The sequence below is a fragment of the Noviherbaspirillum denitrificans genome (assembly GCF_002211445.1).
Lineage (GTDB): Bacteria > Pseudomonadota > Gammaproteobacteria > Burkholderiales > Burkholderiaceae_D > Noviherbaspirillum > Noviherbaspirillum denitrificans.
The window spans coordinates 2,163,182-2,168,581 of record NZ_LSTO01000001.1 but is presented as its reverse complement, the minus strand read 5'-3'; the positions used below and the strand labels follow the sequence as shown (position 1 = coordinate 2,168,581).

The 5,400-nt window shown below is 61.8% G+C and carries 7 protein-coding genes; 6 read left to right on the top strand and 1 reads right to left on the bottom strand.

What is annotated here, in order from left to right; all coding sequences use genetic code 11:
* Nucleotides 1–42: 42 nt before the first annotated feature.
* From dusB to ruvC, 4 genes are all read left to right on the top strand, one after another.
* Entirely contained in the window at nt 43–1,059 is a 1,017-nt protein-coding gene (dusB, locus tag AYR66_RS10655; protein ID WP_088707470.1) for a tRNA dihydrouridine synthase DusB, read from the top strand.
* 27 nt (nt 1,060–1,086) lie between these two features.
* A complete protein-coding gene (locus AYR66_RS10650) occupies nt 1,087–1,320 on the top strand; it encodes a Fis family transcriptional regulator (protein WP_088707469.1) in 234 nt (77 codons plus the stop codon).
* A gap of 90 nt (nt 1,321–1,410) precedes the next feature.
* Complete coding sequence (gene purH, locus AYR66_RS10645; RefSeq protein WP_088707468.1) at nt 1,411–2,976, top strand: bifunctional phosphoribosylaminoimidazolecarboxamide formyltransferase/IMP cyclohydrolase; 1,566 nt, start codon at nt 1,411–1,413, stop codon at nt 2,974–2,976.
* A 42-nt stretch (nt 2,977–3,018) separates the two neighbouring features.
* Nucleotides 3,019–3,561 carry a crossover junction endodeoxyribonuclease RuvC gene (gene ruvC / locus AYR66_RS10640; protein WP_088707467.1) on the top strand — a complete coding sequence of 181 codons (543 nt, stop codon included), beginning with the start codon at nt 3,019–3,021 and terminating at the stop codon, nt 3,559–3,561.
* Here ruvC and AYR66_RS10635 read toward each other — a convergent pair.
* On the bottom strand, nt 3,558–3,995 hold the full coding sequence (locus AYR66_RS10635) for a hypothetical protein (protein ID WP_088707466.1): 438 nt from the start codon (nt 3,993–3,995) through the stop codon (nt 3,558–3,560). The two genes, ruvC and AYR66_RS10635, sit on opposite strands and share 4 nt — an antisense overlap.
* Before the next feature lie 125 nt (nt 3,996–4,120).
* On the opposite strand from AYR66_RS10635, the gene ruvA reads away from it, so the two are divergent.
* Nucleotides 4,121–4,696, top strand: a complete 576-nt coding sequence (gene ruvA / locus AYR66_RS10630) for a Holliday junction branch migration protein RuvA (RefSeq protein WP_088707465.1) — start codon at nt 4,121–4,123, stop codon at nt 4,694–4,696.
* A 12-nt stretch (nt 4,697–4,708) separates the two neighbouring features.
* The coding region (gene ruvB, locus AYR66_RS10625) for a Holliday junction branch migration DNA helicase RuvB (protein WP_088709741.1) at nt 4,709–5,400 on the top strand (692 nt) is incomplete at its 3' end.

Here is a 5,400-nt window from a genome sequence, read left to right as displayed (position 1 = left end):
GGCTAAAATAGCGGTTTGCCCGCATTACCTTTCCCCTTTCCCGTGAATATCGGTCCGCATATCCTGCGCAACAACGTTTTCGTCGCCCCCATGGCCGGGGTGACGGACCGTCCTTTCCGCCAGCTGTGCAAGCAGTTGGGGGCCGGCTATGCGGTGTCCGAAATGGCGGCTTCCGACCCGCGCCTGTGGGCAAGCGAGAAGACGTCCCGCCGTACCAACCACGATGGTGAAATGGAGCCGAAGGCGGTGCAGATCGCCGGTGCCGATCCCGCCATCCTCGCGACTTGTGCAAAATTCAACGTCGACCGTGGCGCCCAGATCATCGACATCAACATGGGATGCCCGGTGAAAAAGGTGTGCAACAGCTGGTGCGGCTCGGCGCTGCTGCAGAACGAAAAGCTCGTCGGCGAGATCCTTGATGCCGTCGTGTCCGCTGTCGATGTGCCGGTCACGCTGAAATTCCGTACCGGCTGGAATCGCGAAAACAAGAATGCGCTGACTATCGCGCGCATGGCCGAAGAGGCCGGCATCGCGATGCTCACGCTGCATGGCCGCACACGCGCGGACGGTTACAGCGGTGATGCGGAATACGACACGATTGCCGCCGTCAAGGCGGCGGTGTCGATACCTGTCGTCGCCAATGGCGATATCACGACGCCGGAAAAGGCGAAGCATGTATTGCGGGTCACCGGCGCGGATGCCGTCATGATCGGCCGTGCCGCACAAGGACGTCCGTGGATCTTCCGCGAGATCGACCATTACCTGCGCACCGGCGAATACCTGCCCGCGCCGCTGGTCAGCGAAGTGCGCATGTTGATGAGTGAGCACTTGCAAGCGCATTACGCGTTTTACGGCGACTACATGGGACTGCGCACCGCGCGCAAGCACATCGGCTGGTACGTGCGCGATTTGCCGGGCGGCGAGGAATTCCGCCAGCGCATGAACCGCCTCGAAAGCTGCGAAGAACAGCTTGCAGCCGTCGATGCCTTCTTTGAATCGCAAAATGCGCACGGCGAACGGTTACAATACGGCCTTGCCGCGGAAAAGCTGGCTGCCTGACCCACTATAAAAACACCCATCCAAGCAATGAGCAAAGACAATATCCAGGACGTCGTGAAGAAGAGCCTTGAGAAGTACTTCAGGGACCTCGGCGAACAACAGCCTTCCAACGTCTATGAAATGGTCGTCTTTACTGTCGAGAAACCGATCCTGGAAGTGGTGATGGCCCGCGCGGACGGCAACCAGTCGCTGGCCGCCGAAATGCTGGGCATCAATCGCAATACCCTGCGCAAGAAACTGCAGCAGCACGGGCTGCTCTGACCTTGCCGTGACCGATAACGAAAAGACAGTGCGCGCCGGGAGGTCCGCACTGTTTTTTCGTTATCCATCACTTCAAGCAAGACCACCATCATGATCAAACAAGCGCTTATCTCGGTTTCCGACAAAACCGGCGTCCTCGATTTCGCCAAGGCACTGGCTGCCATGGGCGTGAACATCCTTTCCACCGGCGGCACGGCAAAACTGCTGGCCGACAATGGAGTGAAGGTGACCGAAGTCGCCGACTATACCGGCTTCCCCGAGATGCTTGACGGCCGCGTGAAGACCCTGCACCCGAAGGTGCACGGCGGCATCCTCGCCCGCCGCGACCTGCCCGAGCATGTCGCCGCGCTTGAAAAGCACGGCATTCCGACCATCGACATGGTGGTGGTGAACCTGTATCCGTTCCAGCAGACCGTCGCCAAGGACCAGTGCTCGCTGGAAGACGCGATCGAGAACATCGACATCGGCGGCCCGACCATGCTGCGCTCCTCCGCGAAGAACCACAAGGATGTGGTCGTCATCTGCGATCCGGCCGACTACGGCCGCGTGCTCGACGAGATGAAGGCGAACAAGGGCGACGTCGGCTACGACACCAAGTTCTCGCTGGCGAAAAAGGTGTTCGCGCACACCGCGCAGTACGACGGCGCCATCACCAATTACCTGACCGCGCTCGGCGAAGACAAGCAGCATGCGACACGCAGCGCTTACCCGCAGACGCTCAACCTGCATTTCGAGAAGGTGCAGGAAATGCGCTACGGCGAAAACCCGCACCAGTCCGCAGCGTTCTATCGCGACCTCGCGCCGGTGGCTGGCTCGCTCGCAAACTACAAGCAGCTGCAAGGCAAGGAACTCTCGTACAACAACATCGCCGACGCCGACGCGGCGTGGGAGTGCGTGAAGACCTTCGAAGAAACCGCCTGCGTGATCATCAAGCATGCGAATCCGTGCGGCGTCGCTGTCGGGGCGAATCCGCTGGAAGCGTACAGCAAGGCACTCCAGACCGATCCGACTTCCGCATTCGGCGGCATCATCGCCTTCAACCGCGAACTGGACGGCAAGGCGGCCGAAGCCGTGGCCAAGCAGTTTGTCGAAGTACTGATCGCACCGTCGTTCACCGCCGAGGCGAAGCAGGTGTTCGCGGCCAAGCAGAATGTCCGCCTGCTCGAAATTCCGCTGGGTAACGCGGTCAATGCGTATGACTTCAAGCGTGTCGGCGGCGGCCTGCTGCTGCAATCGCCTGATGCGAAGAATGTCGCCGTGGCCGACCTGAAGGTCGTGACCAAGAAGCAGCCGACGCCGCAACAGATGCAGGACCTGATGTTTGCATGGCGCGTCGCCAAGTTCGTGAAGTCGAATGCGATCGTCTTCTGCGGCAATGGCATGACGCTGGGCGTTGGCGCCGGCCAGATGAGCCGTGTCGATTCCGCGCGCATCGCTTCGATCAAGGCGCAGAATGCCGGCCTGACGCTTGCGGGTTCCGCAGTGGCGTCGGATGCGTTCTTCCCGTTCCGTGACGGCCTCGACGTCGTGGTCGATGCGGGTGCAACCTGCGTGATCCATCCGGGCGGCTCGATGCGCGACCAGGAAGTGATCGATGCGGCGGATGAGCGTGGTGTGGTGATGCTCTTTACGGGTACGCGTCACTTCCGTCATTAATCCCAGTAGCCACTCCCGCGCACGCGGGAGTGGCGGTAACACATGAAAATCCTCGGCATCGACCCTGGCCTGCGCACCACCGGCTTCGGTCTCATCCACAAGCAGGGCAACAAGCTCAGCTACATTGCATCTGGCACCATCAAGACGCCGGACGCCGACCTGCCGCAGCGGTTGAAAGTCATCCTCTCCGGTGTGTCGGAAATCATCCGCACCTATTCCCCCGATTGTGCGGCGATCGAAAAAGTCTTTGTCAACGTGAACCCGCAATCCACGCTGCTGCTCGGCCAGGCGCGCGGTGCGGCGATTTGCGCGCTGGTTGCGGCCGACCTTGCCGTCGCGGAGTACACCGCGCTGCAGATCAAGAAGGCAGTCGTCGGACACGGCCAGGCGCAGAAGCAGCAGATGCAGGACATGGTTCAGCGCTTGCTGATGTTGTCGGGCGTGCCGGGAAAGGATGCGGCCGATGCGCTTGGCGTCGCGATCTGCCATGCGCACAGCGGCGAGACCTTGTCCGCGCTCGGCGACCTTGCTCCGGCACTGACAAAGAAGGGCGTGCGGGTACGCCGTGGCCGCCTGATCGGCTAGAAATGCTTCTCGGCCTTGCGGGCTGCAATCTCGAAACGGTTGTGCCAGTAGGCGTCCTTGCCGCGAATCGCCGCCCACGCGCTCGAAGCGAGATAGGCGAAGGGAAACACAATGCCCCAGCGTGCCGCCTGCTGCACATGCGCCAGTTCATGCACCAGCACGCGTGGCGACAATCCGTCGCGCATCGCAATGACGACATGGCCGAGCGCCATCGCATTCATGACTCCGAAAGGATGCCGGCTCAGCATGGCATCGGCGAATGGGCCGCGCGCGACGAGCGCAAAGCCTGGTTCGCGCACGACGTGCATCTTGCCGCGTTGGAGAATGACAGGGAGCGCCAGCAACAGTCCGAAGGCGGTGAGCGGCGACGCCCAGATAATTCCGAGGGCGGTGGCGAGCCATGACAGCGGGTGACGGGCGGGTCGGCGGTTCATGAAATGATTGTTCCGTGTCGGGAACGCAATGGTTTTTTAGAGCCCCTTTCGTCGGAAAAAATCCTGCGGCGGCGCGCAGGCAATGTCCTGTATGATGCAGCTAACTTTTCTTGTCTTCTTTCACCATGATAGGCCGCCTTTCCGGAATCCTGCTTGAAAAAAACCCGCCCCAGCTGCTGATCGATTGCAACGGCGTCGGCTATGAAATCGACGTTCCGATGAGTACTTTCTACAACCTGCCCGGCATGGGCGAGAAGGTGGTGTTGCTCACGCATCTCGCGGTGCGGGAAGATGCGCACCTGCTGTACGGTTTCGGCACGGTGGAAGAACGCAATGTATTCAAGCAACTGATCAAGATTTCCGGGATCGGCGCGCGCACCGCGCTGTCCATCCTGTCTGGGATGTCGGTTGCGGACCTGGCGCAGGCGATCACCTTGCAGGAAGCGGGAAGGCTGACGCGCATTCCCGGCATCGGCAAGAAGACGGCCGAGCGCCTGCTGCTCGAACTCAAGGGCAAGCTCGGCGCCGACCTTGGGGCGCCGGCCGGAACGGCGCACAGCGACGCCACCTCCGACATCCTCAATGCACTGCTCGCGCTCGGCTATTCCGACAAGGAGGCCGCGCTGGCGCTGAAGCAGGTACCGGCGGGCACCGGCGTGTCGGAAGGCATCAAGCTGGCACTGAAGGCGCTGTCGAAGTAAGGACGCAAAGCCATGAGCATTCAAACCGACAATTTCACCGAACAGCGCATCATCGCCGCGACGCCGGCATCGCCGAACGAAGAGGCGATCGAGCGCGCGTTGCGTCCGAAGCAGCTCGACGAGTATGTCGGGCAGGAGAAGATCCACGGGCAGCTGGAAATCTTCATTACTGCCGCGCGCCAGCGCAAGGAAGCGCTGGACCACACCCTGCTGTTCGGTCCGCCCGGACTCGGCAAGACCACGCTGGCGCACATCATTGCGCGCGAGATGGGCGTGAACCTGCGCCAGACCTCGGGCCCGGTGCTGGAGCGCGCGGGCGACCTCGCGGCGCTGCTGACCAACCTCGAGCCGAACGATGTGCTCTTCATCGACGAGATTCACCGCCTGTCCCCGGTGGTCGAGGAAATCCTGTACCCGGCGCTCGAGGACTACCAGATCGACATCATGATCGGCGAAGGACCAGCGGCGCGTTCGGTGCGCCTCGACCTGCAACCGTTCACGCTGGTCGGCGCCACCACCCGCGCCGGCATGCTGACCAATCCGCTGCGCGACCGCTTCGGCATCGTTGCGCGCCTGGAGTTCTACACACCGCAGGAACTGGCGAAGATCGTCTCGCGCAGCGCCTCGCTGCTGAATGCGAGGATTGTCGACGAAGGTGCGCTGGAAATCGCCAAGCGCAGCCGCGGCACGCCGCGTATCGCCAA